This is a genomic window from Aquipseudomonas alcaligenes, from assembly GCF_003205495.1.
GTDB lineage: Bacteria > Pseudomonadota > Gammaproteobacteria > Pseudomonadales > Pseudomonadaceae > Aquipseudomonas > Aquipseudomonas alcaligenes_B.
This window is the reverse complement of sequence record NZ_QJRX01000003.1, coordinates 336,195-361,594: the sequence shown is the minus strand read 5'-3', so window position 1 is coordinate 361,594 and position 25,400 is coordinate 336,195. Positions and strand designations below refer to the sequence as shown.

28 protein-coding genes are annotated in these 25,400 nt (G+C 68.7%); 15 read left to right on the top strand and 13 right to left on the bottom strand.

The window, feature by feature from the left end; translation table 11 throughout:
* Positions 1-155 precede the first annotated feature (155 nt).
* Complete coding sequence (gene fadD2 / locus DMO17_RS07080) at positions 156-1,844, bottom strand: long-chain-fatty-acid--CoA ligase FadD2 (RefSeq protein WP_110681791.1); 1,689 nt, start codon at positions 1,842-1,844, stop codon at positions 156-158.
* Between the two features lie 198 nt (positions 1,845-2,042).
* On the opposite strand from fadD2, the gene DMO17_RS07075 reads away from it, so the two are divergent.
* The 3 genes from DMO17_RS07075 (at position 2,043) to DMO17_RS07065 (ending at position 4,271) form a co-directional block, all read left to right on the top strand.
* A complete protein-coding gene (locus DMO17_RS07075) occupies positions 2,043-2,768 on the top strand; it encodes a substrate-binding periplasmic protein (protein WP_110681790.1) in 726 nt (241 codons plus the stop codon).
* Positions 2,769-2,846: 78 nt separating this feature from the next.
* Positions 2,847-3,791, top strand: coding sequence for an alpha/beta hydrolase (locus DMO17_RS07070; protein ID WP_110681789.1), 945 nt, complete (start codon positions 2,847-2,849; stop codon positions 3,789-3,791).
* 9 nt (positions 3,792-3,800) lie between these two features.
* Positions 3,801-4,271 (top strand): MaoC family dehydratase, encoded by a 471-nt coding sequence (locus DMO17_RS07065; protein WP_110681788.1) that lies wholly within the window; start codon positions 3,801-3,803, stop codon positions 4,269-4,271.
* A 136-nt stretch (positions 4,272-4,407) separates the two neighbouring features.
* On the opposite strand, the gene DMO17_RS07060 is transcribed toward DMO17_RS07065, so the two are convergent.
* The 3 genes from DMO17_RS07060 to DMO17_RS07050 are packed head-to-tail and all read right to left on the bottom strand — an operon-like array spanning position 4,408 to position 7,454.
* On the bottom strand, positions 4,408-5,265 hold the full coding sequence (locus tag DMO17_RS07060) for an efflux RND transporter periplasmic adaptor subunit (RefSeq protein WP_110681787.1): 858 nt from the start codon (positions 5,263-5,265) through the stop codon (positions 4,408-4,410).
* A 10-nt stretch (positions 5,266-5,275) separates the two neighbouring features.
* Positions 5,276-5,482, bottom strand: a complete 207-nt coding sequence (locus DMO17_RS07055; protein WP_110681786.1) for a DUF1656 domain-containing protein — start codon at positions 5,480-5,482, stop codon at positions 5,276-5,278.
* Positions 5,469-7,454, bottom strand: a complete 1,986-nt coding sequence (locus tag DMO17_RS07050; protein WP_110681785.1) for an FUSC family protein — start codon at positions 7,452-7,454, stop codon at positions 5,469-5,471. The genes DMO17_RS07055 and DMO17_RS07050 overlap by 14 nt, the downstream gene beginning before the upstream one ends.
* 191 nt (positions 7,455-7,645) lie before the next feature.
* Between DMO17_RS07050 and DMO17_RS07045 the strand changes: the two genes are divergently transcribed.
* Complete coding sequence (locus DMO17_RS07045) at positions 7,646-8,536, top strand: DUF6279 family lipoprotein (RefSeq protein WP_110681784.1); 891 nt, start codon at positions 7,646-7,648, stop codon at positions 8,534-8,536.
* Here the strand turns inward: DMO17_RS07045 and ung are convergent.
* The gene (gene ung / locus DMO17_RS07040) at positions 8,502-9,194 is read right to left on the bottom strand and encodes a uracil-DNA glycosylase (RefSeq protein WP_110681783.1); all 693 of its coding nucleotides are present in this window, start codon (positions 9,192-9,194) and stop codon (positions 8,502-8,504) included. The two genes, DMO17_RS07045 and ung, sit on opposite strands and share 35 nt — an antisense overlap.
* Before the next feature lie 154 nt (positions 9,195-9,348).
* On the opposite strand from ung, the gene DMO17_RS07035 reads away from it, so the two are divergent.
* Positions 9,349-9,762: a PaaI family thioesterase gene (locus DMO17_RS07035; protein WP_110681782.1), complete on the top strand. Its 414-nt coding sequence runs from the start codon at positions 9,349-9,351 to the stop codon at positions 9,760-9,762.
* Positions 9,763-9,769: 7 nt separating this feature from the next.
* Here DMO17_RS07035 and DMO17_RS07030 read toward each other — a convergent pair whose 3' ends face one another.
* Positions 9,770-10,336 (bottom strand): MarR family winged helix-turn-helix transcriptional regulator, encoded by a 567-nt coding sequence (locus DMO17_RS07030; RefSeq protein ID WP_110681781.1) that lies wholly within the window; start codon positions 10,334-10,336, stop codon positions 9,770-9,772.
* Positions 10,337-10,454: 118 nt separating this feature from the next.
* Here DMO17_RS07030 and DMO17_RS07025 point away from each other — a divergent pair, with 118 nt between their 5' ends.
* Genes DMO17_RS07025 through DMO17_RS07010 form a run of 4 tightly spaced genes read left to right on the top strand, consistent with a single transcriptional unit; the run spans position 10,455 to position 11,984 of the window.
* Positions 10,455-10,685, top strand: coding sequence for a glutaredoxin family protein (locus DMO17_RS07025; protein ID WP_110681780.1), 231 nt, complete (start codon positions 10,455-10,457; stop codon positions 10,683-10,685).
* Positions 10,686-10,695: 10 nt separating this feature from the next.
* Positions 10,696-11,433 carry a hypothetical protein gene (locus DMO17_RS07020; RefSeq protein WP_110681779.1) on the top strand — a complete coding sequence of 246 codons (738 nt, stop codon included), beginning with the start codon at positions 10,696-10,698 and terminating at the stop codon, positions 11,431-11,433.
* A 1-nt stretch (position 11,434) separates the two neighbouring features.
* A complete protein-coding gene (locus DMO17_RS07015; RefSeq protein ID WP_110681778.1) occupies positions 11,435-11,689 on the top strand; it encodes a DUF2024 family protein in 255 nt (84 codons plus the stop codon).
* Between the two features lie 16 nt (positions 11,690-11,705).
* Positions 11,706-11,984, top strand: coding sequence for a Rho-binding antiterminator (locus DMO17_RS07010; RefSeq protein ID WP_110681777.1), 279 nt, complete (start codon positions 11,706-11,708; stop codon positions 11,982-11,984).
* Between the two features lie 43 nt (positions 11,985-12,027).
* Here DMO17_RS07010 and DMO17_RS07005 read toward each other — a convergent pair whose 3' ends face one another.
* Complete coding sequence (locus tag DMO17_RS07005) at positions 12,028-12,909, bottom strand: AraC family transcriptional regulator (RefSeq protein WP_110681776.1); 882 nt, start codon at positions 12,907-12,909, stop codon at positions 12,028-12,030.
* 117 nt (positions 12,910-13,026) lie between these two features.
* On the opposite strand from DMO17_RS07005, the gene DMO17_RS07000 reads away from it, so the two are divergent.
* From DMO17_RS07000 to mmsB, 6 genes are all read left to right on the top strand, one after another.
* Positions 13,027-14,520, top strand: coding sequence for a CoA-acylating methylmalonate-semialdehyde dehydrogenase (locus DMO17_RS07000; RefSeq protein WP_110681775.1), 1,494 nt, complete (start codon positions 13,027-13,029; stop codon positions 14,518-14,520).
* Positions 14,521-14,629: 109 nt separating this feature from the next.
* Entirely contained in the window at positions 14,630-15,877 is a 1,248-nt protein-coding gene (locus DMO17_RS06995) for an ABC transporter substrate-binding protein (RefSeq protein WP_110681774.1), read from the top strand.
* 6 nt (positions 15,878-15,883) lie between these two features.
* Entirely contained in the window at positions 15,884-17,047 is a 1,164-nt protein-coding gene (locus DMO17_RS06990) for an acyl-CoA dehydrogenase family protein (RefSeq protein WP_110681773.1), read from the top strand.
* Between the two features lie 123 nt (positions 17,048-17,170).
* Positions 17,171-17,989 carry an enoyl-CoA hydratase gene (locus tag DMO17_RS06985; protein ID WP_110681772.1) on the top strand — a complete coding sequence of 273 codons (819 nt, stop codon included), beginning with the start codon at positions 17,171-17,173 and terminating at the stop codon, positions 17,987-17,989.
* An 8-nt stretch (positions 17,990-17,997) separates the two neighbouring features.
* Entirely contained in the window at positions 17,998-19,101 is a 1,104-nt protein-coding gene (locus DMO17_RS06980) for an enoyl-CoA hydratase/isomerase family protein (protein WP_110681961.1), read from the top strand.
* A 161-nt stretch (positions 19,102-19,262) separates the two neighbouring features.
* Positions 19,263-20,153: a 3-hydroxyisobutyrate dehydrogenase gene (gene mmsB, locus DMO17_RS06975; protein WP_110681771.1), complete on the top strand. Its 891-nt coding sequence runs from the start codon at positions 19,263-19,265 to the stop codon at positions 20,151-20,153.
* A 33-nt stretch (positions 20,154-20,186) separates the two neighbouring features.
* On the opposite strand, the gene DMO17_RS06970 is transcribed toward mmsB, so the two are convergent.
* The 6 genes from DMO17_RS06970 to DMO17_RS06945 form a co-directional block, all read right to left on the bottom strand.
* Entirely contained in the window at positions 20,187-20,675 is a 489-nt protein-coding gene (locus DMO17_RS06970; protein WP_110681770.1) for a hypothetical protein, read from the bottom strand.
* Positions 20,676-20,801: 126 nt separating this feature from the next.
* Positions 20,802-21,947 carry an alginate O-acetyltransferase AlgX-related protein gene (locus tag DMO17_RS06965; RefSeq protein ID WP_110681769.1) on the bottom strand — a complete coding sequence of 382 codons (1,146 nt, stop codon included), beginning with the start codon at positions 21,945-21,947 and terminating at the stop codon, positions 20,802-20,804.
* A gap of 12 nt (positions 21,948-21,959) precedes the next feature.
* Complete coding sequence (locus tag DMO17_RS06960) at positions 21,960-23,375, bottom strand: MBOAT family O-acyltransferase (RefSeq protein WP_110681768.1); 1,416 nt, start codon at positions 23,373-23,375, stop codon at positions 21,960-21,962.
* A 9-nt stretch (positions 23,376-23,384) separates the two neighbouring features.
* Positions 23,385-24,044, bottom strand: coding sequence for an alginate O-acetyltransferase AlgF (locus DMO17_RS06955; protein ID WP_110681767.1), 660 nt, complete (start codon positions 24,042-24,044; stop codon positions 23,385-23,387).
* Positions 24,044-24,703, bottom strand: a complete 660-nt coding sequence (locus DMO17_RS06950; protein WP_110681766.1) for an SGNH/GDSL hydrolase family protein — start codon at positions 24,701-24,703, stop codon at positions 24,044-24,046. Before DMO17_RS06950 ends, DMO17_RS06955 begins: the two co-directional genes overlap by 1 nt.
* A 40-nt stretch (positions 24,704-24,743) precedes the next feature.
* Positions 24,744-25,400 (bottom strand): SGNH/GDSL hydrolase family protein, encoded by a 657-nt coding sequence (locus tag DMO17_RS06945; RefSeq protein WP_110681765.1) that lies wholly within the window; start codon positions 25,398-25,400, stop codon positions 24,744-24,746.

Here is a 25,400-nt window from a genome sequence, read left to right as displayed (position 1 = left end):
GCCAGGGTGCGCCTAGCACCAAACATGGCCGCAGCGGTCATAAAAGTGACCGAACCACCCAGCCTGGTCACCAGCGCCACCACGGGACAAAAAAGCCCCTGGGACGGGGCTTTTCGGCACCTGCCGGCACACGCGGTGCCGGCCGGGAACGGGCGTCAGGCGATGTCGCGCAGCTCGCGGCGGAGGATCTTGCCGACCGGCGTCATCGGCAGGGCGTCCTTCAGCACGATGTGCTTGGGCACCTTGTAGCCGGTGAAGTTCTCCTTGCAGTAGGCCTTGATCTCCTCGACGGTGACGCCACCTTCGCGGGCCACCACGAACAGCTTGACCGCCTCGCCGGACTTCTCGTCCGGCACGCCGATGGCCGCGCAGCTGGCCACCTTGGGGTGGGCCATGACCACGTCCTCGATCTCGTTGGGGTACACGTTGAAGCCGGAGACGATGATCATGTCCTTCTTGCGGTCGACGATGCGCACATGGCCGTCCGGGTCGATCACGGCGATGTCGCCGGTCTTGAACCAGCCCTCCTCGTCCAGCACCTCGGCGGTCGCCTCGGGGCGCTGCCAGTAGCCCTTCATCACCTGCGGGCCCTTGATGCACAGCTCGCCGCGCTCGCCCAGCGGCTGCTCGACGCCGTTGTCGTCGATCACCTTGAGCGTGGTGCCGGCCACCGGAATGCCCACCGAGCCCAGGCGCGCCAGCTTGCCGTAGCAATTGGTGGTGGCCACCGGCGAGGTCTCGGTGAGGCCATAGCCCTCGACGATGGTGCAGCCGGTCATCTGCTGCCAGCGCTCGGCGGTGGCCTTGACCAGCGCAGTACCGCCGGAGTTGGTCAGCTTGAGGCGGGAGAAGTCGAGGTTCTTGAAGTCCGGGTGATCCATCAGCGCGACGAACAGGGTGTTGAGGCCGAGCAGCGCGGAGAACTGCCACTTGCCCAGCTCCTTGACGAAGCCGGGGATGTCGCGCGGGTTGGTGATCAGCACGTTGTGGTTGCCGCTGACCATCATGCACATGCAGTTCGCGGTGAAGGCATAGATATGGTAGAGCGGCAGCGGCGCGATCATGATCTCGCCACCCTCGCGCATCAGCGGCTGGCCGTCCTCGCCGATCTGCTGCAGGCAGTTGTGCACCTGCTGCATGTTGGCCACCAGGTTGCCGTGGGTGAGCATGGCGCCCTTGGCCACGCCGGTGGTGCCGCCGGTGTACTGCAGCACGGCGATGTCGTCCAGACCCTGCTTGGCCGGCTGGAAGGCGTGGCCCTTGCCCTCGCGCAGCGCCTGCTTGAAGGACACGGCCTGCGGCAGCTGGTAGTCCGGCACCATCTTCTTCACGTGCTTGACCAGGGTGTTCACCAGCCAACCCTTGAGACTCGGCAGCATGTCGCCCAGGCGCGCCTCGATCAGGTACTCGACCTGGGTGTCGGGCAGCACTTCCTGGACCGCCTTGCCGAAGGTGTTGAGGTACACCAGGGCGCGCACGCCGGCGTCGTTGAACTGGTGGCGCATCTCGCGCACGGTGTACAGCGGGTTGGTGTTGACCACGATCAGGCCGGCGCGCATGGCACCGAACACGGCAATCGGATACTGCAGGATGTTGGGCATCTGCACGGCGATGCGGTCGCCGGGCTTGAGGTCGGTGTTCTTCTGCAACCAGGCGGCGAAGGCCGCGGAATGGCGCTCCAGCTCGGCGTAGGTCATGGTCACGCCGAGGTTGCTGAAGGCCGGGCGGTCGGCGAATTTCTTGCAGGATCGCTCGAACACCTCGACCACCGAGCGGTAGGCGGTCATGTCGATCTGGTTGGATACCCCGGCCGGGCGCTTGTCGTCCCAGAAGTCAGGTTGCATTGTTGTTATTCCCCTTGACCTGAATGTGCGGGCCGGACGCCAGCGATTGCGACCGGGCTGTGCCGGAACTTAACAGTTGGTGCGTCACAGGCAAATACCCGCGGTCACTCATTGACCACGTGAATCTTTACCATGCTTTTCGGCGATTCATGCCCGACTGGGCTATAGCTACTAATCGCCCCCGACATACCCGCCTTCATGCCCCCAAGACTCTGGCCCGCCCTCCTCGCCCTGTTCTGCCTGCCGCTGGCGGCCGAGCCGCGCCTGGCCACCCTGGAATACCCGCCCTACAGCTCGGAGCACCTGCCCGGCGGCGGCAGCATAGTGGAGCTGACCCGCCGCGCCTTCGCCACCCAGGGCCATGCCCCGCAGATCGATTTCCTGCCCTGGGCACGGGTGCGCGCCGAGCTGCGCAACGGCAACTACCAGGGGGCCCTGGCGCTGTGGCCGCAGGAGATCAAGGAAGAGCGACTGATCGCCTCGCGCCCGCTGTTCTACAGCCAGCTCGGCCTGTTCGTGCGCAAGCACGAACGGCAACCCGTGCACAGCCTGGCCGACCTGCGCGGGCGCCGGGTCGGCATCGTGCGCGGCTACGGCTATCCGCCGCGCATCCTGGCCTCGGGCCTGCTCGCCGAGGAGGCGGTGGACGACATCAGCAACCTGCGCAAGCTGGCGGCCCGGCGCTTCGACCTGGTGCTGCTGGAGCGCATCGTCGGCGAACACCTGGTGGCCGGTGACGCGGCGCTGCGCGGGCGCCTGGCCTGGCAGGAGCCGGCGCTGGAGCGCATCCCGCTGATGGTCGGCTTCAGCGCACCGCGCCCCGACCAGCCGGACTGGGCGGCGATCTTCGAGCGCGGCCTGCGCGAACTGCACGCCAGCGGCGAATACATGCGCATCCTGCGGCGCTACGCCGCGCCACGCTGAGCCTTGGCGGGCGTGGCACTTTGCGCGGCCGGCCGGGCCATGCACAATGCCGCCACTCCCAGGGCACAAGGACCCGCCATGCAACTCGAAGAACTCTGGATCGGCGCCAGCGACGGCAGCCAACTGTTCGTGCGCCGCTGGCACGGCGACGCGGCGCCGCGCGCGGTGCTGATGATCGCCCACGGCATGGCCGAACACGGCGCGCGCTATGCCCGCCTGGCCGCTGAGCTGGTGGCGGCCGGCCACGAGGTCTACGCCCTCGACCAGCGCGGCCACGGCCGCACCGCCGAACGCGGCGTGCTTGGCCACTACGCCGACGCGGACGGCTGGAACAAGGTGGTCGGCGACCTCGCCACGCTCAACCACCACATCCGCCAGCAGCACCCACAGACGCCGATCTTCCTGCTCGGCCACAGCATGGGCAGCTACATCGGCCAGGCCTACCTGATGCAGCACAGCTGCAGCCTGCAGGGCGCCATCCTGTCCGGCTCCAACTGCCAGCCGCTGGCGCTGTACAAGCTGGCCAGCACGATCGCCCGCTTCGAGCGCTGGCGCCTCGGCCCGCTGGAGCGCAGCCGGCTGCTCGACCGGCTCTCCTTCGGCTCGTTCAACCAGGCCTTCAAGCCCAACCGCACCGCCTTCGACTGGCTCAGCCGCGACCCGGCGGAAGTCGACCAGTACATCGCCGACCCGCTGTGCGGCTTCATCTGCACCACCCAGCTGTGGTGCGACCTGCTCGCCGGCCTGCAGCAGATCACCCCGGTGCGCAACCTGGCGCAGATCGACAGCGCGCTGCCGCTGCTGGTGATCGGCGGCGACCGCGACCCGGTCAGCCAGGGCAAGCGCCTGGTCGACCTGGCCAATGCGCTGCGCGCCGCCGGTCTCAGGGAAGTCGAACTCAAGCTTTATCCCGAGGCCCGTCACGAGCTGTTCAACGAGAGCAACCGCGACGAGGTCACCACCCATCTGCGCGACTGGCTGGAGCGGGCCCTGACCCGCGGCCGTTGCCATACCACTGCCTAGGAGCACGCCATGACCCAGGTCACCAACATCCCCTACGACAAACTGGAAGTGGGCCAGCAGGCCAGCCTCGACAAGCGGGTGGAGGAGCGCGACATCCAGCTGTTCGCCGCCGTCTCCGGCGACAACAACCCGGTGCATCTGGACGCCGCCTTCGCCGCCGAGACGATGTTCAAGGAGCGCATCGCCCACGGCATGTTCAGCGGCGCGCTGATCAGCGCCGCCATCGCCTGCCGCCTGCCTGGCCCGGGCACCATCTACCTCGGCCAGCAGCTCAAGTTCACCCGCCCGGTGAAGCTCGGCGACACCCTGACGGTCAAGCTGGAAGTGCTGGAAAAACTGCCCAAGGGCCGCGTGCGCCTGGCCACCCGGGTGTTCAACCAGAACGCCGAGCAGGTGGTGGACGGCGAGGCCGAGGTGTTGGCGCCGCGCGCCGAGCAGACCCTGAGCATGCCGGAGATGCCCAAGGTCACGGTCGGTTGACTGGAGGCCAGGTCCGGGTACGACAAGGCCGCTCATCGAGCGGCCTTTTTGCTGGCTCATCGTTGCCCTAGCCCGGATTGCATCCGGGCTACGCCTGGAGGTGCCCAGAGTCAGCCTGGGCCGAGTCAGCCCAGCGCTACTCCCGCTCCACCCGCACGCTCGCCGTCATCCCCGCGCTCAGCGGCAGCTCCTTAGGTACCGCTTCCAGCTCGATGCGCACCGGGATGCGCTGGGCCAGGCGCACCCAGTTGAAGGTCGGCTCGACATTGGCCAGCAGCTGCGCATCCGGCGCCGCATTGCGGTCTGTGATGCCGCGGCTGATGCTCTGCACCCTGCCGCGTAGCGGCTCGTCGCCGCTCATCAGGATCACCTCGGCCGGCGCGCCGACGCGGATGCCCGGCAGCTTGGTCTCCTCGAAGTAGGCCTGCACGTAGAAGGAATCGTCGGCCACCAGGGCCATCACCGCCTGACCGGCCTGCACGTAGTTGCCCTGGGCCAGGTGCAGGTTGGTGATCTGCCCCGCACGTGGCGCACGTACCTCGCTGCGCTGCAGGTTGAGCTCGGCCAGCTTGACCTCGGCCTCGGCCTGCTGGAACTCGGCGCGGGCAATCTCGGCGTTGATCTGGGCGTTCTCGCGCAGCTCGGCGCTGATCGCCTGCGGGCCCAGGCGGGTGCGCCGGTTGGCCTCGTGCTCGCGCAGGCGCAGCTGCTGGCGGCGCGTCTCGGCCAGGGCGCGGGCCTTGTCCAGGGCGGCCTGGTAGCGCTCGCGGTCGATGCTCATGAGCAGGTCGCCGGCCCTGACCTGCTGGTTGTCCTGCACCTTCAGCTCGACCACCCAGCCGGACACGTCCGGAGCCAGGGTGACCACGTCGGCGCGCACCCGCGCGTCGCGGGTCCAGGGCGCGATCATGTAGAAGTGCCACAGCCACCAGCCGGCCAGCAGGGCCAGCAGCAGCGCGATCAGGGTCACCGCCATGCGCGGAAGTGCGTTCATCTACAACTCCTCACCAGGTGGCCAGCGCCGCCAGCAGCGCCGCCAGTACACAGACATACAGGGCGCAGTCGAACAGCGCCTCGTGCCAGATCCAGCGCGCCAGCCCGGCACGCTGCAGGCCCAGGCGCAGCACGCCGGTCAGCAGCAGCGCCAACAGCGCATACAGCAGCATGGGGCTGAGCAGCACGCCGCCCAGGGCCCATTCACGCAGTGCCATTGGAGTCTCCTTGCCGGTCGCACCACTGGCGCCAGCTGTGGGTCAGTTGCAGCAGCGCCGCCTCGGCCAGGCGCAGCTCGATCCCCTGGGGGTATTCGTGCAGCGCGCGCAGCAGGGCCGTGGCCGGCGCCTCCAGGGCCGCGCCCCGGGCCGGCTGCGGCCCCTGCAGCAGCAGGTGCTGCACCTCGGCGAAGAAGCGCCGCTCGGCCTCGCGCGGGGTGGCGGGCGCGGCGGCCAGGCAGGCGCGCAGGTGCAGCAGCTCGTCGCCCAGGTCGAGGCTGTCGAGGCCGTCATCCCAGCGGCTGCGCCGCTCGTCTGGCAGCTGCGGGTAGTGGCGGGCCAGCTGCAGCAGGCGATCGGCCATGCGCCCGCCAAACCAGTTCTCGGCGCCATCGAGGCTGCGCGAGCAGAGCCGCGCCAGGTCCTCCAGGGTCGCGCGCAGCAGGCGCCGGGCATGCCACAGCGGGTTGCGCAGCACCACCAGACGCAGCGCCAGCACGGCGCAGCCGACGCCGATCAGCATGGCCAGCGCCTCGTTGAGGAAGAAGGCGACGTCGTAGACCATGTCGTTGCGCGGCGCACAGAGCACGATGAAGTGCAGGCAGAAGGAGGTGGCGGCGCCGGCCAGCGCCGGCCGCGCCATCGCCAGCAGGCCGCACAGCAGCGGCACGCCGAGCCCCAGGCAGAGCATGGCAAAGCCGTTCCACTGCGGCAGCAGCAACTGGCCGACGACGAAGGCCACCGGCAAGGCGTAGAAGATGCCGCGCAGGAAGGCCATGCCGATCAGGTCGGCGTTCTCCCGGCTGGCGAACAGGCTGCACACCACAGCCGCCAGCAGCAGCGCGCCATTGGCGGCGGGCCAGCCGCTGGCCAGCCAGAAGGCCGACAGTGCCAGCAGGGTCAGGCAGCTGCGCAGGCCATAGACCGCGGCGGTCTGCACATCGCGATGCCAGGACAAGGCCGGCGGCGCATCCTCTGGCGGCTCGCCGCGCTCCACCGCGAGCAGGGCCTGCTGTGCACGCCCCAGCTGCCGCGCCAGCAGCGCCAGGCGCCCCAGACAGTGGCGGCGCGCCGGCGGCTGCTCGGCCTGCTCGGCCGCCGCCAGCAGGTCACGGTACAGCTCATCCGGCGCCGCCTCGGCGTCGCCGAGCCGCGCCCGAAGGCGCTCCAGCCAGGGCGCCAGGGCACGCGCGTCGGCCTCCTCCAGCTGCCGCCACTGGCGCGCCACGCCACGTGCCGTGCGCAGAAGGCCGAGCAGCTCGCGGGTCAGCGCGCGCAGGCCGCGGGCACGCTGGCGGCCGCGCCGGCCCTCGAACCAGGCATGCTCGCGCTGGGCATCCACCGCGACGATGCGGCCGAGGGTCTCCAACAGGCCCTGGCGCTGCGCCGCCCGGCCCTGCAGGGCCGCCGCCGCGGCCTGGGTGCCGCTCTGCCAGGCCGCGCGCGCCTGCTGCACCAGCTGTCGCTCGACCCGCTGTGGCCAGAGCACGGCGCTGACCGCCATGGAACAGAGGATGCCCAGGCTGATCTCGGTGCAGCGCGCCACGGCCGCATCGAACACCTGCAGCGGCTTGCCGAGGATCGGCAGGCAGATGATCGCCACCGTGTAGCCGGCCAGCACGAAGGAGTAGGCCCAGGCGCTGCGCAGCAGGGTCGAGGCGCCGGTGCACAGCCCCAGCCACAGCGCCATCACCAGCAGGAACAGCCAGGGGGCCTGGGCGAACAGGGCCATGAACAGTACCGCCATGCCGGTGCCGATGAATGTGCCGAGCAGGCGCGCCAGGCCCTTCTGCACCACCATGCCGGCCAGCGGCTGGGCGACGATGAAGGCAGTCATCAACGCCCATTGCGGCTGGTCGAGATCGAAACGGAAGGCGCACCACAGGGCCAGACCGCCACTGAGCAGGGTCTTGAGGGCGAACTGCAGCGCCACGGGGCTGGGCGCAAGGAAGGCCGAGAGGGAATCACGCACGGCGGCTACCTGATGGACTCATGCTGGACATGCCATTACGGCAGATACAAACAGAAGCTAATTATTAGCTAACTATCATTAAGCCTCCAGTCGAATCTTCGCTACAGGAGTTTTAGCGGATATGTCCCGATGCTGCCGCCTGCGCCAACGCCGGTTATGCTCGGACGAGGCAGACAAGATGAGGCAAGGACATGCGACGCTCATCCGCCCTACCCACCCTGGCACTGCTGGCCTGCATGGGCCTGCTGGCCGCCTGCAGCCGTATCGACCTGGCCTACCGCAACCTGGACTGGCTGCTGACCTGGCGGGTCGACCAGTACCTGGACCTGGATCGCCAGCAGAAGGCCTGGCTCAAGCCACGCCTGCAGGAGCACCAGGCCTGGCACTGCAGCACGCAGATGCCACAGCTGGCCGCCTGGCTGGAGGAAGACGGCGCCCGCCTGGACGCCGGCCGCCTGGACAGCGACCGCCTCCTGCAGCGCCTCGGCCAGCTGCGCCAGGCGCTCGACGCGGTGTCCGTGGAAGTCGGCCCGACCGCCGCCGGCCTGCTGCAGCAGCTGAGCCCGCAGCAAGTCGAACAGCTGCGCCAGGCCCTGGCCGAGGAAAACGCCGAGCTGCGCCGCGAGTATGTCGACCCGCCGGCGGACCAGCTGCTGGAGCGCCGCCGCGTGCGCATGGAAGAACGCCTGCAGCCCTGGTTCGGCCAGCTCGATGCGGCACAGCGCGACCTGGTGGCCCGCTGGGCACGGCAGCTGGAGGGCCAGAGCCCGCTCTGGCTGGACAGCCGCCAGCGCTGGCAGGCGGCGCTGCTGGCAACCCTGGAGCAACGCCAGGCGGAGGACTTCGCCGCCCGTATCGAGCAGCTGTTCGCCCAGCGCCAGGACTACTGGAGCGAGGACTACCGTGCCGCCTTCGCCCGCAGCGAGCAGGCCCTGGCCGAGCTGCTGGGCGGGCTGATCGCCAGCAGCTCGGCGCAGCAGCGCCAGCACCTGCAGGCGCGCCTGGGCGAGCTGCGCGAGGACATCGCCGGGTTGAGCTGCGAGACGACTACAGGGGCGGCAGTCGCCAATCGATCGGAGTGAGGCCGCACTGCTCCAGGTACTTGTTGGTGCGGCTGAAATGGCCGTTGCCTAGGAAACCCCGGTAGGCCGACAGCGGCGAGGGGTGCGCCGACTTCAGCACCAGGTGGCGGGTGCTGTCGATCAGCTTCTGCTTGCTCTGCGCGTGCGAGCCCCAGAGCAGGAATACCAGGTTGCCCGGCCGTGCGTTGACCACCTCGATCACCTTGTCGGTGAACGGCTGCCAGCCCTTGTCGGCATGCGAGCCGGCGCTGGCCTGCTGCACGGTGAGCGAGGTATTGAGCAGCAACACGCCCTGGTCCGCCCAGCTCTGCAGGCAGCCATGCTCGGGGATGTCGATGTTCAGGTCGCGCTTGAGCTCCTTGAAGATGTTCACCAGCGAGGGCGGCGCCGCCACCCCGGGCTGCACCGAGAAGCACAGGCCATGGGCCTGCCCCGGACCGTGGTAAGGGTCCTGGCCGATGATCACCACCTTGACCCGCTCCAGCGGCGTGGAATTGAGCGCGTTGAAGATCAGCGGGCCCGGCGGGTAGATCACCTTGCCGGCGGCCTTCTCGGCGCGCAGGAACTCGCTCAGCTCGCGCATGTAGGGCTTGTCGAACTCCTCGCGCAGGGCCTCCTTCCAGCCCGGCTCGAGTTTGATGCGGTCGTCGGCGCTCATGCGGTGTTCCTGCTGCGAAAAACGGAAGCGGCACGCTAGGCAAGGGCCGCGGGCAAGTCAAGCTGATGCCCGGCCATCACGGCCGTGGATGCATGTGGCCCGTACGCCGAAGCCGGCCAAGACTGCAGGTTCCCCACCTGCGAGGAGCACCCGCATGGACACCGTCACCGGCATCAGCCGCGAACGCCTGGAACAGGCCCTGCAACACTCCACCTTCGCCCAGCTGCTGGGCGCCGAACTGCTCGACTTCGCACCCGGCAGGGTCAGCCTGCAGGTGCGCAGCCGCCCGGACCTGTGCCAGCACCACGGCTACCTGCACGGCGCCGTGGTCGGCTTCATGGTCGACAGCGGCTGCGCCTGGGCGGCGGCCTCGGTGTGCGGCGACGTGGTCACCAGCGAATACAAGCTCAACCTGCTGGCGCCGGCCCTCGGCGAGCGCCTGGTCTGTCGCGCCGAAGTGCTCAAGGCCGGCCAGCGCCAGGCGGTGTGCCGAGCCGATGTATTCGCGGTGAAGGATGGTGCGGAGAAGCTGATCGCCACCGGCCTGGCGACCATCGCCCGGGTGTAAGGCCTGGTCAGGCCGCCTGTGGCGGCTGATGCTCGCGGCAGATCAGCTCGCTATCGGACTGGCGCAGCGGCTCCTGGGTCAGGCCGCAGAACGGCGCACCGTCAAGCTGTTGGTGGAAGCGGCAGGTATGGCACAGGCCGAAGCCGGGCACATCCTGGTTGCGCTGGATCTGCCGCAGCAGGTCGCCGAACAGCGCCTCCAGCGCCTGCGCGCGCTCGCCCAACTGCTCCAGCGCCGCCACCAGGAACTGCGGCGGCGCGATGGCCGCCAGCAGCTCGCGGGCCGGCACGGTCAGCTCCAGATGCACGCTGCGCCGGTCGTGCGGGTCCTGCACCTTCTCGATCAGGCCCTTGGCCTCCAGCGCCTTGAGCGACTGCGACACCGTGCCCTTGGTCAGCCCCAGGTACTCGGTCACCGCCAGCGGCGTGTTGGAGTAGCGGTTGCAGCGCGACAGATAGACCAGCGCGCTGACCTGGATCGGCTGCAGCTCCGCCAGCAGCGGGTGCTGGCGGTTCCAGATGCGCATCAGGCTGGTCAGGCGTTCGATCAGGTCGAAGAGGGTCGTGGCGGTCATGTCATCACTCCTGTCGGCACATAGTATCGATTAAAAACCATATTGACAAAGCGCGGAGTTCGCGTAGCCTTCAATTCAGTATCGAATCGATACCAAATTAACCTGAAGGAGACTCGAAATGACCCACGCACGCTTCTACCACGCCGGCTGCCCCGTCTGCGTCTCGGCCGAACAGACCCTGCTCGCCCTGCTGGCCCCGCAAGTTGAGGTCGAGGTCGTCCACCTCGGCGATCAGCCACAGCGCGTCGCCGAGGCCGAAGCGGCCGGTGTCAGGTCGGTGCCCGCCTTGGTGGTCGAAGGCCAGGTGCTGCACCTGAACTTCGGCGCCTCCATCGACGACCTGAAATAAGGAGCCGGCCATGAAAGCCCCCTTCGCTCTCGCGCTCACCGCACTCCTCGCCAGCCAGGCCTGGGCCCATGGCCCGGGCGGCATCCACAGCGAGAAGAGCACCCAGCTCGACGCCGCCTTCGACCTGGTGCACACCCGCGTGACCAAGGACGGCAGCGACCTGGTGTTCGAACAGCTGGTCGACGGCCAGGCCGGCAGCCGCACGCCTTCGCCCAAGGGCAGCTTCGCCGCCGCCGAGGTGTACAGCTATGTCTGGCCGACCAGCCTGGACGCCGGCAGCGTCGGCTTCGAGCCGGGCGCGGGCATCCTCGCCCTGGCGCTGACCTCGCACCCGGACTTCGACGACACTCCGCAGCTGGACGAAAATGGCGACGGCAAGCAGGACAACGACGGAGGCCTGTGGCACTCGCACTGGGTGGTGCTGACCAAGGATGAAAGCTGCGGCCCGTCCGGCCTCAAGGTGCGCGACATCCCCGAAGGCGCCAAGCCCAGGCTGCCGGCCACCTGGCCCGGCGCGCCGATCTACATCGACTCGCCCGGCTACGACCTCAGCGTGCAGGGCGACGCCGCGCGCATCCGCGTGCCGCTGGCCGCCGTCGGCTTCCCGCAGAGCTTCAACTACGACGGCGTGACCGCTGCCCTGCAGGTCAATGCCGACCTGCACAACCCGCTGCTGTGCGTTTCCAGCGTGTGGGACGTGGCCTCCGGCGACCTGTCGCTGCCGGCCACCTGGAAAGAGGAGCAATGACATGAAGGTGCAGGTCTTCGACACCCACGTGCGCACGCTCGACGGTAGCTACCTACACTTCGACGTGCTCATCGCAGGCAACGACAAGGCCCTCGCCGCCCGCCATGCCCGCGACTGGCTCGCCAGCCGCGGCGTGGCGGAAGCGGATGTGGAGCAGAGTCGCTGCCAGTTCTGCCACAGCGAGCCGGCCCACCCCGAGGTGGCCGCGGCCATCGCCCGGCAGGGCTACTTCATCATCCCGTTGCAGGGTTGCTGAGCCGAGGAGGAAAGCCATGAACCCGTATCAACCCCTGAACTGCGATCTGCACGACTTCCTGGAGATCGCCTGCATGCACGGCTACCGCCTGCAGGTCGAGCTGGTCGAGGGCCCGAGCTTCGTGGCCAGGGCGCTGGATACGCGCACGGCCCCGAGCAAGGAGGAGTTCCTCGTGCTGCAGACCGAGGCAGGCCAGCAGGAAGTGCGTCTCGACCGCCTGCTGGCCATCACTCCGCTCGATCCCGGCGCCAGCTTCGGCCGGGTGGAGCTGGCGGGGCTGGTCTGCTCGAGCTGACCGCGACAGAACAGGCCGTGGCTGATACCCACGGCTTTTTCATCTAGCCCTGGTGCAACGCCCGATAGTGACTGGGCGCCATGCCCACCACCTTCCGGAACAGCCGCGAGAAGTAGTAGGGATCGTCGTAGCCCAGCTGCTCGGCGATCTGCCGCACTTCCAGGCTGCCCTGGTCGAGCAGGCGACAGGCCTGGGCCATCTTCAGCTGGATGAAATCCTGGATCGGCGCGTGGCCGGTCAGGGCGCGGTAGGTCTTGGCGAAGTGGAAGCGCGACAGCTTGAACTGCGCCGCCAGCTCGTCGAGGTTGAGGCTGCCGTGCAGGTGGCTGCGCATCACCGCCTGCACCGCGTCCACGTCCAGCACCCGCCCGGACTTCAACGTGGTGCGCGCCGGCAGTATGGCCAGCGAGCTGAGCAGCGCCTGCAACTGGTGGGCGGCGTGGATGAAGTGCGCCGGGTTGAGGCCCTGGCGGTGCAGGCCGAGCAGCGCCTCGAAGTCCGCCAGCAGGCGCGGCTGCACACCGATGCGCCGGGCGCCGGGCCTGCCCAGCAGGCGCAGGAAGTCGTCGCCGAGGCTGCCGTCGAAGTGCACCCAGTAGAGGGTCCAGGGCCGCTCGGGGTCGGCGCCGTAGGCGTGGGCCTGGCCGCGCGGCAGCAGCAGCAGGTCGCCGCCACCGACCTCTAATCGTCCATCCACCGTCTCCAGCCAGCCACGCCCGGCGCGGCAGTAGATCAGCAGGTGATCGTCCGGCTGCGCGCGCTGCATGCGGTGTCCGGCGGCCTCCGGGTAAAACCCCAGGGCTAGCGGGTAGCAGCCGCCGCTGAGCGGGTGGCGGGCCAGCACACGGCGCAGCCGCGGCGGCACGATGAAGCGCAGGCCGCCGGCGGGCAGCGGCCAGTTGGAGGTTTCGAAGGATGCGGCCATGCTGACTCTCCGGTTTCGAATCCCAAGATCGTCCATCCCGAGAGCAAGATCGTCAATCCACAGGCTGGTCGGCTGCGGCTATAACAGTGGCACACAAGAACAATCAGGAGGCCCGCGATGCCCCGAGTGATCCCCCAGCTGATCGATGGCCAGTGGCAGGCCAGCCACGCCCGTGAACTGATCGAAGTGACCGACCCGGCCACCCAGGAAGTCCTGGCCCTGGCACCCAAGGCCACCCACGAGGAGATCGAGGCGGCCATCGCCAGTGCCAAGAAGGCCTTCCTCGCCTGGCGCGAAGTGCCGGTGCCGGAGCGTGCGCGGCTGATGCTGCGCTACCAGCACCTGCTCAAGGAACACCACGACGAGCTGGCCGAGATCCTCGCCGGCGAGACCGGCAAGACCTTCGCCGATGCCAAGGGCGACGTCTGGCGCGGCATCGAGGTGGCCGAGCACGCGGCCAACATCTGCAGCCTGATGATGGGCGAGACGGTGGAGAACGTCGCCCGCGAGATCGACACCGCCAGCTATATCCAGCCGCTGGGCGTGTGCGTCGGCATCACCCCGTTCAACTTCCCGGCGATGATCCCGCTGTGGATGTTCCCGCTGGCCATCGCCTGCGGCAACACCTTCATCCTCAAACCGTCGGAGCAGGACCCGCTGACCCCCAACCGCCTGGCCGAGCTGTTCCTCGAGGCCGGCGCGCCGGCCGGCGTGCTGCAGGTGCTGCACGGCGGCCGCGAGGTGGTGGACGCCCTGCTCACCCACGAGGACATCCGCGCCATCTCCTTCGTCGGCTCGGTGCCGGTGGGCCAGCATATCTACCGCACCGGTACCCAGCACCTGAAGCGCGTGCAGGCCTTCGCCGGCGCCAAGAACCACATGGTGATCATGCCCGACGCGCCCAAGGACCAGGTCATCAGCAACCTGCTCGGCGCCAGCTGCGGCGCCGCCGGCCAGCGCTGCATGGCGATCAGCGTGGCGGTGTTCGTCGGCGAGTCGAAGCAGTGGATCGACGAGCTGGCCGCGCAGATGGCCGAGCTGCGCCCCGGCTACTGGAAGGACAGCGGCGCCGCCTATGGCCCGCTGATCAGCCAGCAGGCCAAGCAGCGCGTGCAGCGGCTGATCGCCGAGGGCAAGGCCGAAGGCGCCGAGTGCCTGCTCGACGGCAGCCACTGCGAGGTGCCCGGCTACCCGGACGGCAACTGGCTGGGCCCGACCCTGTTCCGCGGTGTGACGACGAAGATGTCCCTCTACCGCGAGGAAATCTTCGGTCCGGTGCTGGTGTGCATGGAGGTCGACACCCTGGAGCAGGCCATCGAGCTGGTCAACGCCAGCCCCTACGGCAACGGCACCAGCATCTTCACCCGCTCCGGCGGCGCCGCGCGCCACTACCAGCACGCGGTGGAAGTCGGCCAGGTGGGCATCAACGTGCCGATCCCGGTGCCGCTGCCGTTCTTCTCCTTCACCGGCTGGAAGGGCTCCTTCTATGGCGACCTGCACGCCTACGGCAAGCAGGCGGTGCGCTTCTACACCGAGACCAAGACGGTCACCAGCCGCTGGTTCGATGACAGTCCGGTGAGTGGACCGAACATGACCATCCAACTGAAGTGAGACCTGACTCACCTCAATAACGGACGACTAAGACGAAAAGACAATGCCTCCGCGTTCGCCAGGGCCTCAGAGTGGCCCCGGCACAACAAGAACAAGGAGCCATTGCCCGATGAAACGACTGACCGCCACCCTGGCCCTGTGGGCCGGGATCACCGCCTGTGCGCATGCCGCCGAGCCCATCACCCTCGGCCTCAACTACCCGCGCACCGGCCCGTACAAGGAAGAGGGACTGGCACAGATGCGCGGAGCCTTGCTGGCCATCGACGAACTCAACGCCCAGGGCGGCGTGCTGGGCCGGCCGCTGCGCCTGTCCAGCCGGGACACCGCCTCGCGCCCGGAAAAGGCGGTGAAGAACGTCGACAAGCTGGCCGACGAGGGCGCCGCCATGCTCTTCGGCGGTGCCTCCAGCGCGGTGGCCATCGCCGCCGGCAAGCGCGCCCGCGAGCGCGGCCTGCTGTACTTCGGCACCCTCACCTACTCCAACGACACCACCGGCAAGGACGGCCAGCGCTACCTGTTCCGCGAGTGCAACAGCGCCTGGATGAGCGCCCGCGTGCTCGGCCAGTACCTGGCCAAGACCCTGCCGGGCAAGCGCTACTTCTACGTCACCGCCGACTACACCTGGGGCACCACCAGCGAAAGCTCGCTGCGCCAGGCCACCGGCACCCAGGACATCGCCCGCCACCCGGGGCTCAAGGTGCCCTTCCCCGGCGCCCGCCTCGGTGACTACCACGAACGCCTGAGCCAGGCCGCCGCCAGCCAGGCCGAAGTGCTGGTGCTGGTGCTGTTCGGCGAGGACCTGGTGCGTGCCATGCGCGTGGCCGAGGACCTGGGCCTGACCCAGCGCATGCAGATAGTCGCGCCCAACCTGACCCAGGGCATAGTCGAGCAGGCCGGCCCCAGCCTGATGCAGGGCGTGATCGGCACCGAGCCTTGGACCTGGCGCGTGCCCGAGCTGGTCGGCTCGGAAGCCGGCAAGGCCTTCGTGCGTGACTTCACCGAGCGCTACCAGGTCTACCCCTCCAGCGCCGCCGCCTCGGCCTACAGCATCGTCCACCAGTGGGCCGACGCCGCCGAACGGGCCCGCAGCCTGGACAGCGAAGCCTTGATCAAGGCCCTCGAAGGCCACAGCTACCGCCTGCTCAAGGATCAGCAGCAGTGGCGAGCCTTCGACCACCAGAACGTGCAGAGCGTCTACGCCGTGCGGGTCAAGCCGCGCGCCGAAGTGATGAAGGACGCCCTGCGCCAGGATTATTTCGAGATCGTCCACCAACTGGACGGCGCCCAGGCCGCACCCAGCCTCGCCGAATGGCAGGCCGAGCGGCAGGCGGCCGGCCAGCCCAGCACCCTGCAGTGAGGAAACATGGACTTTGAACTGAACGAAGAACAACGCCTGCTGGTCGACAGCGCCCGCGCCTTTGCCCAGAAGGAGCTGGCGCCGCATGCCGCCGACTGGGACCGCGACCACCACTTCCCGGTGGACGTGATCAAGCGCGCCGCCGAACAGGGCTACCTGGCCCTGTACATCAAGGAAGAGGATGGCGGCCTGGGCCTGTCGCGCCTGTCCAGCTCGCTGATCTTCGAACAGCTGTCCGCCGGCTGTATCGCCACCACCGCCTTCCTCACCATCCACAACATGGCCAGCTGGATGCTGGCCAGCTTCGCCGACCAGGCGCTGAAGGATGCCTGGCTGCCGCGCCTGAGCAGCGGCGAGCTGCTGGCCTCCTACTGCCTGACCGAGCCGGACGCCGGCTCCGACGCCGCCCACCTGCGCACCCGCGCGCGGCGCGACGGCGACGAGTACGTGCTGGACGGCAGCAAGTGCTTCATCTCCGGCGCCGGCAGCACCGATGTGCTGATCGTCATGGCGCGCACCGGCGAGGACGGCGCCAAGGGCGTGTCCTGCTTCCTGGTGCCGGGCGACGCGCCGGGGGTGAAATACGGTCGCAACGAACTGAAGATGGGCTGGCGTGCGCAGCCGACCCGCACCATCGCCTTCGAGGGCGTGCGCATCCCGGCCGGCAACCGCATCGGTCCGGAGGGCCAGGGCTTCGTCTATGCCATGAAGGGCCTGGACGGCGGCCGCATCAACATCGCCAGCTGCTCCCTCGGCGCGGCCCAGGCGGCGCTGGAGCAAAGCCTGCACTACGTCGAGGAACGCAAGCAGTTCGGCAAGCAGCTCAGTACCTTCCAGGCCCTGCAGTTCAAGCTGGCCGATATGCTCACCGACCTGACCGCGAGCAGGCAGATGGTGCGCCTGGCCGCGCACAAGCTGGACCACGGCCACGCCGAGGCCAGCCTGTACTGCGCCATGGCCAAGCGCTTCGCCACCGACCACTGCTTCACGGTGTGCAACGAGGCCCTGCAGCTGCATGGTGGCTACGGTTACCTCAACGACTATCCGCTGGAGCGCTGGGTGCGCGACAGCCGCGTGCACCAGATACTGGAAGGCACCAACGAGATCATGCGGGTGATCATCGCCCGCCGCCTGCTGGACCAGGGCGGCATGCTCGATCGCCTGCTGTAGCTTTTGCTTATAGTCCCCTCTCCCCCTGGGGAGAGGGTCAGGGAGAGGGGGCCGAACAGCCACCCTCTCCCCCTGCCCCATCTCCCATGAATGAGACGGGCAAGAACACCGACGAGGAGCGTTATGAGCACCGCCATCGAAGCCTACAAACCCGGCATCTTCGACCTGACCCACAAGCTGACGGTGGAGAAGCACGGCCACACCGCGCTGATCACCATCAACCACCCGCCGGCCAACACCTGGGACCGCGACTCGCTGATCGGCCTCAAGCAGGTGGTCGAACACCTCAACCGCGACGACGACATCTACGCCCTGGTGGTGACCGGCCAGGGCAGCAAGTTCTTCAGCGCCGGCGCCGACCTCAACCTGTTCGCCGACGGCGACAAGGCCCGCGCCCGCGAGATGGCGCGGCGCTTCGGCGAGGCCTTCGAGACCCTGCGCGACTTCCGCGGCGTGTCCATCGCCGCGATCAACGGCTACGCCATGGGCGGCGGCCTGGAATGCGCCCTGGCCTGCGACATCCGCATCGCCGAACGCCAGGCCCAGCTGGCCCTGCCCGAGGCCACCGTCGGCCTGCTGCCCTGCGCCGGCGGTACCCAGGCCCTGCCCTGGCTGGTCGGCGAAGGCTGGGCCAAGCGCATGATCCTCTGCGGCGAGCGCATCGACGCCGAGACCGCCCTGCGCATCGGCCTCATCGAGCAGGTGGTGGACAGCGGCGAGGCGCGCGGCACCGCCCTGCTGCTGGCGGCCAAGGTGGCGCGGCAGAGCCCGGTGGCGGTGCGCACCATCAAGCCGCTGATCCAGGGCGCACGTTCACGCGGGCCGAACACCTGGCTGCCGGAGGAGCGCGAGCGCTTCGTCGACCTGTTCGACGCCGACGACACCCGCGAGGGGGTCAACGCCTTCCTGGAGAAACGCGACCCGCAGTGGCGCAACAAGTGATGACCGCCATGAACCTGCATTTCGAAGAACGCCCCGCCCAGCATGGCTACCGCATCGGCATCGCCAGCCTGGATGCGGAGAAGAGCCTCAACGCCCTGAGCCTGCCGATGATCGAGGCACTGGACGCCAAGCTGAAGCAGTGGGCCGAGGACGAGCGTATCGCCTGCGTGCTGCTGCGCGGCAACGGGCCCAAGGCCTTCTGCGCCGGCGGCGACGTGGTGCAGCTGGTGCAGCAGTGCCGCGAGCACCCCGGCGAGGTGCCGCCGCTGGCACGGCGCTTCTTCGCCGACGAGTACCGCCTCGACCACCGCATCCACACCTATCCCAAGCCACTGATCTGCTGGGCCCACGGCCATGTGCTGGGCGGCGGCATGGGCCTGATGCAGGGCGCGGCGATCCGCATCGTCACCCCGAGCAGCCGCCTAGGGATGCCGGAGATCAACATCGGCCTGTACCCGGACGTCGGCGGCAGCTGGTTCCTCGCCCGTCTGCCGGGCAGGCTCGGCCTGTTCCTAGGCCTGACCGCCGCCAGCATCAACGCCCGTGACGCCCTGGACCTGAATCTCGCCGACCGCTTCCTGCGCGACGACCAGCAGGACGCGCTGCTCGACGGCCTGACACAGCTCAACTGGCAGCAGCAGGCCGCCGAACAGCTCACCAGCCTGCTCCGCGCCCTGGAGCACGAGGCCCGCGCGGAACTGCCGCAAGCCCAGTGGCTGCCGCGCCGCGAGCGCATCGACGCGCTGCTCGACGTGGCCGACCTGCCCGCCGCCTGGCGCGCCCTCGCCGCCCTGCAGGGCGACGACGACCTGCTGCTGGCGCGCGCCGCCAAGACCCTGGCCGCCGGCTGCCCGCTGACCGCGCACCTGGTCTGGCAGCAGATCCGCCGTGCCCGCCACCTGTCGCTGGCCGAGGTGTTCCGCATGGAATACGCCATGAGCCTGAACTGCTGCCGCCATCCGGAATTCCCCGAGGGTGTGCGTGCGCGCCTGATCGACAAGGACCAGGCACCGAAGTGGCACTGGCCCGACCCGGCGGCCATCCCGACGGCGGTGATCGCGGCGCACTTCGCCCCGGTCTGGGAGGGCGAGCATCCGCTGGCGGACCTGTAGAAGCGAGCCGTAGCCCGGATGAAATCCGGCAAAGCTCCGAAACCGCGCCCCGGATTGCATCCGGGCTACGCACTGACACTCCCCTCTCCCGTCCACGGGAGAGGGAAGAACAAGGCCCTGCGCGGCCACACCATCACCGGGACTGTACAAGGAGAACAACAATGACCCAGATCGCCTTCATCGGACTCGGCCACATGGGCCTGCCCATGGCCCGCAACCTGCTCAAGGCCGGCTTTGCCGTCACCGCCTTCGACCTGGTGCAGGAGGCGCTGGACGCCTTCACCCAGGACGGCGGCAAGCCTGCCGCCAGCGCCGCCGAGGCGGTGCGCGACGCCCAGGTGGTGGTCAGCATGCTGCCGGCCAGCCGCCATGTGGAGGGTCTGTACCTGGGCGATGACGGCCTGCTGCAGAAGATCACGCCCGGCAGCCTGGTGCTGGAATGCTCGACCATCGCCCCGGACTCCGCGCGCAAGGTGCATGCCGCGGCGGCCGCGCGCGGCATCGCCCTGCTCGATGCGCCGGTGTCCGGCGGTACCGCCGGCGCCGCCGCCGGCACCCTGACCTTCATGGTCGGCGGCAAGGCCGAAGCCTTGGAAAAGGCCCGACCGATCCTCGCCGCCATGGGCAAGAACATCTTCCATGCCGGCCCCGACGGCGCCGGCCAGGTGGCCAAGGTGTGCAACAACCAGCTGCTTGCCGTGCACATGATCGGCACCGCCGAGGCCATGGCCCTGGGAGTGGCCAGCGGCCTGGACCCGGCCGTGCTGGCCGAGATCATGCGGCAGAGTTCGGGCGGCAACTGGAGCCTGGAGAAGTACAACCCCTGGCCGGGGGTGATGGACAACGTGCCGGCGTCGAAAGGCTACAGCGGCGGCTTCATGGCCGAGCTGATGGCCAAGGACCTCGGCCTGGCCCAGGAGGCGGCGCAGGCCACCGGCAGCAGCACGCCGATGGGTGCGCTGGCGCTGCAGCTGTATCGCCTGCTGCTCAAGCAGGGCAACGGCAAGCTGGACTTCTCGGCGGTGCAGAAACTCTTCGTCGAGCCGCGCTGAGGCGACAGCGGGACGCTCCCCGCTACCCGTCACTCAGTTGGAAATCCCCCAGTAGCGGCCATCGCCGCGCTGGCTGCGCCGGTCCGGCTCGCGCTCCTGGCTGCGCTGGCGCTCGTGGCGGCGCTCCTGGTGCTTGCGCGGGTAGCCGTCGTAACGCTGGCCGCCATGGCGCTGCCAGGACGACTGGTCGCGGCGGTCATGCTGGTGATAGCGCTGGTCCCAGCCATGGCGCGGTGGCTGGTAGCCACGGTCATGCTCGCGGTAGCGCTCGTGGCGCCTGCCATCCTGCCACTGGTAGCGGCCGTCGTAGCCCGGCGCGTAGTGGGAATGGCGGCGCTCCTGATAGCGGTCGCGATGCCAGCGATGGTAGTTGCGGTCATCGTCGTAGTAGTAGACGCGGTAGGACGGGTAGCTTTCGTAGTAGCGCACGCTGGGGCCGGGGTAACCGTAGTCACCACCGTACACGGCGCAACCGCTGAGGCTCAGGGCCAGAACTGCAAGGACAAGGGCTAGACGGGACATGGCGGCCTCCTTCGACCGCGGGGAAGGCGCCGGCGAGTGCCGGCTCCGGGACTGCTCCCACTGCATCTGACCGCGTCACCGGGGCAAGCGCATGCCGGGCCCCGGGCGAACTTTCATTACAAGTTATTACAGCGCCGGCAGCTCGATGTCGTCCTGGTAGGGCGACTGCAGGTCGCGCTCGGGAATCTCCCAGATCAGCAGCTGCGGCGGCGTCTCGCGGAAGGCCGGGCTGGCGAAGTAGTCCCTGGCGGCGCCGGAGAACTCGCCGCCGTCCTTGGCGAAGTTGCCCAGGCTGGCCCCCAGCGCCTGCTCGAGGAAGGCCACGAAGTTGGAGTTGCGCGAGAAGGAGGTACCGATCAGCGCGACATTGGGCAGCTGGCTGTCGCCGAACAGGTCGTCCTCGCTCAGCGCCTCGGCCTGCTCGACCTTGCTGAAGCGCGACTCGGCCACCCGTTCGCCGGCTGGCTGCAGGCCTTCCGGCAGCCAGTCGAGGCCCGCCAGGCGCACCAGATCGCCGGGGCGCGGCGCCTCCGCCTGCAGCTCGCGCTTGAGCTGCTGGGCCGGCGTCGGGGTCACACCGAGCACGCCGACCTGCGGCGCCAGTGCCTGGGCTGCAGCCTGCGCCCCTGCTTCGCTCCAGTGGGTGTCGCTGCGCAGGTAGGCCGAACTGCCGAGCGCCTGCAGGGTCGGCGCCAGGTCCAGCACCGCCACACCGGCCTGCTGCAGCTGCGCCTGCCAGCGCTGTGCGCGGTCAGCCAGCTGGGCGGAACGGCTGATGCCGCACAGCTGGTCGGCGGCGATCCGGCTCTTGTCCGGCACCAGCGCCACCAGCAGGCGGATGTTGCGCGCCGCCAGCCAGTCGCGCACGGCGAGCACCTTCTGCGCACGCGCCTGGGCATTGGCCTCGGCACGCGGGTGGATGCGGTTCTCGTCGGCCAGGAACAGCCAGCCCGGACAGCCCTGGCGCACGCGCGCGCCGGTGTCGCCGATCAGCAGCCAGCTGGCGGCGCGCTCCAGGTCGGCCGCCTTCCTGGCCAGCGTCACATGGGACAGTTCCCTGGCGATATGGTGGGTGATCTCGCCTTCGCGGATGGCTGCCCAGCCGTGCTCCTTGGGCAGCAGGTCCACCTTGCCGCTGACGAACATGGCCCACAGGCAGCTGAGCAGGCCGGCCAGCAGGAACACGAACATCACCACCCCGGCCACCGGACTGAGCAGGATGGTCATCGCACTCGGCGGCACCGGGGCGAGGGAAGCGTCTTTGTTCGACATACGGACGTCCCCTTAGAACTGGAAGTACAGGAAAGGTACGGTTTCACGACTGGCGATCAGAGCGAACGACAGCAGGAAACCGGCGACCGGCCACAGGGCGCCGACCGCACGGAAGCTCAGGCTGTGGCCGAAGCGCGCCTCGGCACGGGCCTGCAGCAGCGGCAGCAGCAGGCACACCACGCCGAGGGCGGCGGCGATGCCGTGGGCCGGGCGCAAGGTCGCCGCCAGGGCATCGCCCAGGGCGAAGCCGTTGAAGCCGAACTGGCCGGCGTACATGCCCAGCGCCGTGGCGAAGTCCGGCGAGCGGAACAGGGTCCAGGCCAGGCAGACGAACAGCAGCGTCACCGTGTGCGCCAGCGGCGCCGGCAGGTCCGGCAGGCCGGCGCGGCTCCAGGCGCGGTCGATGCACAGGGCGATACCGTGGGCAGCGCCCCAGAGCACGTAGTTCCAGCTGTCGCCGCCGTGCCAGAGGCCGCCGATGGCCATGATCAGGAACAGGTTGCGGTAGGTCTTCCAGGTACCCAGGCGGTTACCGCCCAGGCCGATGTACAGGTAGTCGCGCAGCCAGCTGGACAGCGAGATGTGCCAGCGCCGCCAGAAGTCCTGGATGTTGCGCGCCCAGTACGGCCGGTTGAAGTTCTCCGGGAAGTGGAAGCCGAGCATCAGGCCCAGGCCGATGGCCATGGCGCTGTAGCCGGCGAAGTCGAAGAACAGCTGCAGCGAGTAGGCCAGGCAGCCGATCCAGGCGTCGACGAAGGATGGGTTGGCCTGACTGAAGGCCACGTCCACCAGCGGCGACAGGCTGTCGGCCACCAGCACCTTCATGCTCATGCCGATCATGAAGCGACGCGCGCCGAGGGCGAAGTTCAGTGGATTGAAGTAGCGCTGCACCAGCTCGCGGCGCACCCAGTCGTAACGGATGATCGGGCCGGCGATGGAGTGGCCGAACATCGCCAGGTAGGTGGCGAAGTTGGCGAAGCTGCGCTCGACCGGAACCACCTTACGGTGCACGTCGACCAGGTAGGAGATCACCTGCAGCACGATGAACGACAGGCCTGCCGGCAGCGCCACCTTCTGCCACTCGAACGGCATGGCACCGTAGGCGCTGAGCAGCTCGTTGAAGGTCGCGGCGAGGATATTGGCGTACTTGTACCAGCACAGCACCAGTACGTTGGCCACGATCAGCAGTGTCAGCAGGCGGTAGCGCCGCCGCGACTGCGCATCGGTCAGCTCCACCAGCAGGCCGCCGACCCAGCCCACCGCCGTCAGCACCACGTGCAGCAGGAGGAAGGCCGGGCTCAGCCAGCCATAGAAGATCCAGCTGCCGATCAGCAGCACATGGTTGCGCCCCCCCGGCCGGACCAGGGCATACACCAGCATGAAGGTGGGCAGGAACAGCAGGAGAAATTCGAGGGAGGCGAAAACCATGTCGGGATCTTAATTGGCCAGGTTGTCGACGGCCTGGAACAGGCGCGGACCCTGGGCCGAGGGCACCAGGAACAGGGTGTAGCGCTGGCCGGCGGCCAGCTGGCCGAGGTCCAGCGGCTGGCCGACGGCGGCACCACCGCAACGCAGCTGCACGGACAGCTTCAGCGGGTTGATCGAACGCCGCTGCAGGCTGCCCTCGGCGACATCCTTGAAGATGTCGACATTGCGCCCGGCGGCCTGCAGGCCGGCGTTGGCGCAGCTGCCATCGAGGCTGTAGAAGGCCAGCGAAGCTTTCAGGGCGTTGAAGTCGTCCGGCTGCTCGCGCAGGGTCACCAGGCGCAGCTCCTTGCCGTTGCCGAGGCCGACCACGGTGGCGAACTCGCCCGGCTCGACACTGACATCCAGCGCCTGCTGCGCATCACCCTGCTTCAGACTGCCCTGGATCGGCTTGCCGGCCGGCACGGTGAGGAAATCGGAGGCACGCTGCTCGCCTTCCAGGCGCAGGCTGGCGCCGTTGGCGGCGTTCAGCTCCAGCGGCGTCTCGCCAGCGTTGAAGAAGCGCAGGAAGGCCGAATCTTCGCTGGGCCCGGTGGGATACAGCGGAATCTCCGCCGCCAGGGCCTGGCCCAGCGGCAGCACAGCGAACATACCGAGCAGCGCGCGCTTCATCATTTGCCTCCTTTCAGGCTGGCGGCCGGCAGCTTGCTCATCGCCTCGGCGATGGCATTGCCCCAGGCCTTGTAGCCGGCCACGGTGAAGTGCTGGCCATCGGTGGTCACCCACTGCCCCGGCTTGGACATTTTCAGCGAGTCGACATAGGTGCAGGGCGCCACGTTGGCGGCGAGGAACTGCGACATGAACTGGGTGCGCTGATCATTCTTCTTGTACTTGCCACCGACCTTGCCCCAGGCCGGGCCGACCCAGACGCACTTGGTGCCGGTGGCGGCGATGGCCTTGGTCAGGTTGGTCACGCTCTGCCAGGCCCAGGCCTTGGGAAAGGCCGGCTTGTCGTAGGAGGCCATGGTGTCGCCGATGACCAGCACCACCACATCCGGCTTCTGCTGCGCGATCAGCTCCTTGATCGGCGTGGTGGTGGCGCCACTGCCCTTGAGTACCAGCTTGCCGTTGTTGTCCTGCACGGCACCGCAGTCGACCTTCTTGGTCACCAGCCAGTCGGCCGCGCTGGCACCGCAGGCGCCGATCGAGTGCACGTTGGCGCCCTTGGCCACCAGTGCCTCGTTGAGCGGCTCGGTCAGGTGGTTCTGCAGGCTCATGTGGCTCTCGCCGAGCACCAGAAGGGTCAGGCCGGCCAGTACGGAAGAAGACATCTGAAACTCCTTGAATCGTTCGTAAAGAGGAATACCGGGCTTACTGGGCGGCGCCCTTGCGCACTTTCTCCAGCTCGGCGCTGATGGCCGCGCCCCACTTCTGGTAGCCCTGCACGTTGAGGTGCTGGCCGTCGGTGGTGGCCCACTCGCCCGGCTTGGAGAACTTCAGCGAGTCGACGTAGCTGCACGGCGCCACGTTGGCGGCGAGGAAGGCCGACATCTGCTTCACCTTGGCGTAGGTCTTGCCGTACTTGCCGCCCTCGGTGCCCCAGTTCGGCCCGACCCAGGCGCACTGGGTACCGGTGGCGCCGATGGCCTTGGTCAGGCTGGTGGTCTGCTGCCAGATCCAGGCCTTGGGGAAGGACGGCTTGTCGTAGCCGGCCATGGTGTCGCCGATCACGATCAGCACCAGGTCCGGCTTGTCCTTGGCGATCAGCTCCTTGATCGGCGTGGTGCTGGCCTTGCCGCGCAGCACCTGGGCCGGCTCCTTGCCACGGCGCTCGGCCGCGCCGCAGTTGCCGCCCGGGGAGACTTTCAGCCAGTCGCCGGCGTTGGCCCCGCAGATACCGATGGAATGGACGTTGGCGCCCTTGCGGGTGAGGTCGTCGTGCAGACCGCCGATCAGGTAGTTGGGAGTGGCCATATGGCTGTCGCCAATGATCAGGATCGACAGGCCGGCAAGCAGGGAGGAAGCCAT

Coding starts and splice junctions, on each gene's coding strand:
- DMO17_RS07060 (WP_110681787.1), bottom strand. CDS start 5,265: ATGAACGCACTTCCGCGCATGGCGGTGACCCTGATCGCGCTGCTGCTG.
- ung (WP_110681783.1), bottom strand. CDS start 9,194: ATGAGCGCCGACGACCGCATCAAACTCGAGCCGGGCTGGAAGGAGGCC.
- mmsB (WP_110681771.1), top strand. CDS start 19,263: ATGACCCAGATCGCCTTCATCGGACTCGGCCACATGGGCCTGCCCATG.
- fadD2 (WP_110681791.1), bottom strand. CDS start 1,844: ATGCAACCTGACTTCTGGGACGACAAGCGCCCGGCCGGGGTATCCAAC.
- DMO17_RS06990 (WP_110681773.1), top strand. CDS start 15,884: ATGGACTTTGAACTGAACGAAGAACAACGCCTGCTGGTCGACAGCGCC.
- DMO17_RS07000 (WP_110681775.1), top strand. CDS start 13,027: ATGCCCCGAGTGATCCCCCAGCTGATCGATGGCCAGTGGCAGGCCAGC.
- DMO17_RS06945 (WP_110681765.1), bottom strand. CDS start 25,400: ATGGCTTCCTCCCTGCTTGCCGGCCTGTCGATCCTGATCATTGGCGAC.
- DMO17_RS06965 (WP_110681769.1), bottom strand. CDS start 21,947: ATGTCGAACAAAGACGCTTCCCTCGCCCCGGTGCCGCCGAGTGCGATG.
- DMO17_RS06985 (WP_110681772.1), top strand. CDS start 17,171: ATGAGCACCGCCATCGAAGCCTACAAACCCGGCATCTTCGACCTGACC.
- DMO17_RS07070 (WP_110681789.1), top strand. CDS start 2,847: ATGCAACTCGAAGAACTCTGGATCGGCGCCAGCGACGGCAGCCAACTG.
- DMO17_RS06970 (WP_110681770.1), bottom strand. CDS start 20,675: ATGTCCCGTCTAGCCCTTGTCCTTGCAGTTCTGGCCCTGAGCCTCAGC.
- DMO17_RS07025 (WP_110681780.1), top strand. CDS start 10,455: ATGACCCACGCACGCTTCTACCACGCCGGCTGCCCCGTCTGCGTCTCG.
- DMO17_RS07075 (WP_110681790.1), top strand. CDS start 2,043: ATGCCCCCAAGACTCTGGCCCGCCCTCCTCGCCCTGTTCTGCCTGCCG.
- DMO17_RS06995 (WP_110681774.1), top strand. CDS start 14,630: ATGAAACGACTGACCGCCACCCTGGCCCTGTGGGCCGGGATCACCGCC.
- DMO17_RS06955 (WP_110681767.1), bottom strand. CDS start 24,044: ATGAAGCGCGCGCTGCTCGGTATGTTCGCTGTGCTGCCGCTGGGCCAG.
- DMO17_RS06960 (WP_110681768.1), bottom strand. CDS start 23,375: ATGGTTTTCGCCTCCCTCGAATTTCTCCTGCTGTTCCTGCCCACCTTC.
- DMO17_RS07030 (WP_110681781.1), bottom strand. CDS start 10,336: ATGACCGCCACGACCCTCTTCGACCTGATCGAACGCCTGACCAGCCTG.
- DMO17_RS06980 (WP_110681961.1), top strand. CDS start 17,998: ATGAACCTGCATTTCGAAGAACGCCCCGCCCAGCATGGCTACCGCATC.
- DMO17_RS07035 (WP_110681782.1), top strand. CDS start 9,349: ATGGACACCGTCACCGGCATCAGCCGCGAACGCCTGGAACAGGCCCTG.
- DMO17_RS07055 (WP_110681786.1), bottom strand. CDS start 5,482: ATGGCACTGCGTGAATGGGCCCTGGGCGGCGTGCTGCTCAGCCCCATG.
- DMO17_RS07020 (WP_110681779.1), top strand. CDS start 10,696: ATGAAAGCCCCCTTCGCTCTCGCGCTCACCGCACTCCTCGCCAGCCAG.
- DMO17_RS07015 (WP_110681778.1), top strand. CDS start 11,435: ATGAAGGTGCAGGTCTTCGACACCCACGTGCGCACGCTCGACGGTAGC.
- DMO17_RS07045 (WP_110681784.1), top strand. CDS start 7,646: ATGCGACGCTCATCCGCCCTACCCACCCTGGCACTGCTGGCCTGCATG.
- DMO17_RS07005 (WP_110681776.1), bottom strand. CDS start 12,909: ATGGCCGCATCCTTCGAAACCTCCAACTGGCCGCTGCCCGCCGGCGGC.
- DMO17_RS07065 (WP_110681788.1), top strand. CDS start 3,801: ATGACCCAGGTCACCAACATCCCCTACGACAAACTGGAAGTGGGCCAG.
- DMO17_RS07010 (WP_110681777.1), top strand. CDS start 11,706: ATGAACCCGTATCAACCCCTGAACTGCGATCTGCACGACTTCCTGGAG.
- DMO17_RS06950 (WP_110681766.1), bottom strand. CDS start 24,703: ATGTCTTCTTCCGTACTGGCCGGCCTGACCCTTCTGGTGCTCGGCGAG.